Source organism: Actinoplanes sp. NPDC048791 (assembly GCF_040650095.1).
Classification (GTDB): domain Bacteria; phylum Actinomycetota; class Actinomycetes; order Mycobacteriales; family Micromonosporaceae; genus Actinoplanes.
In genome coordinates, this window is record NZ_JBEZGQ010001649.1 from 1 (window position 1) to 1,222 (window position 1,222).

A 1,222-nucleotide genomic window follows, 5' to 3' on the forward strand; every position below is an offset into this window, starting at 1 on the left:
GGGCCGGTGGCGACCACGGCGTGCACGCGGGCCTCGTCGGCCGGCGGGGCGTCCCGGCGGAACCACAGGAAGAACTCCACGTTGCCGCTCGGGCCGGGCAGCGGGCTCGCGGCCACCCCGGCGACGCCGAGCCCCAGCTGAGCGCCGGTGGCGGCGACATCCAGGACGGCTTCGGCCCGCAGCAGCGGATCGCGGACGACACCGCCGGAACCGACCCGTTCCTTGCCGACCTCGAACTGCGGCTTGACCATCAGCGCGAGATCACCGTCGATGCCGGTGCAGGCGGCGAGCGCGGGCAGCACGAGCCGCAGGGAGATGAAGGAAAGATCGGCGACGGTGAGGTCGACCGGGCCGCCGAGAACGTCGGGCGTCAAGGTACGCACATTCGTGCGTTCCATCACGGTCACCCGCTCATCGGTACGCAGCGGCCAGGCCAGCTGCCCGTAGCCGACGTCGACGGCGTAGACGTGCCCGGCGCCCCGCCGCAGCAACACGTCGGTGAAGCCGCCGGTGGAGGCGCCGGCGTCGAGACAGCGGCGGCCCTCGACGGCGAGCCCGGTGAAGGCGGCCAGCGCCCCGGCCAGCTTGTGACTGCCCCGGGAGACGTACTCGGTGGCCGGGTCGTCGCCGGTGACCACCACCGGATCGGCCGGGTCGATCATGGTGGCGACCTTCTGCGCCACGGTGCCGCGCACCTGAACCCGGCCGGCCGCGACGAGCGCGGCCGCCTGGTCACGGGAACGGGCGAGCTTACGGCGGACGAGCTCGGCGTCGAGACGCGCACGGCGGGCCATGAAAACCTTTTCTCCGGTACGGGGATCAGCGGTCGATGCTGGCCAGGGTCTCCTGCAGCACCTGGTGCGCGGCCTCGTACTCGGCGATCTGGTCGCCCGGGGCGAGCGTGGCCGCGTTGGCCAGCGACTGCAGCACGGCGTCGACGGCGGGGTGGCCGGTGCCGCCCGTGGCGTCCAGGCGGTACTCGGGGTCCGGCCGTACGGCCTGCTCGCCGGGCTGCCCGGCACCCTGCGGCGACGGACCCGGACGGAAACCACCGGGGGGCGGGCCCGGGCGGAAGCCGCCGGGCGGCGGGCCCGGACGAGGTGCCTGGTTCGGGTACGTCACGGCGTGGCCTCCGGCGTGGCGGGGTTGGTCGTCTTCTTGGCGGCCTTCTTGGCCGGGGTGCTCTTGGCGGCAGCCGGCTCACCGGCGGCCGGGGTCGCCT

2 protein-coding genes are annotated in these 1,222 nt (G+C 74.5%); both read right to left on the reverse strand.

The features are described from left to right. A partial coding sequence (locus AB0C29_RS49295; RefSeq protein ID WP_360835408.1) for a TlyA family RNA methyltransferase occupies positions 1–794 on the reverse strand: 794 nt, incomplete at its 3' end. A gap of 25 nt (positions 795–819) precedes the next feature. Beyond that, positions 820–1,122 (reverse strand): hypothetical protein, encoded by a 303-nt coding sequence (locus tag AB0C29_RS49300; protein ID WP_360835410.1) that lies wholly within the window; start codon positions 1,120–1,122, stop codon positions 820–822. Positions 1,123–1,222 lie beyond the last annotated feature (100 nt).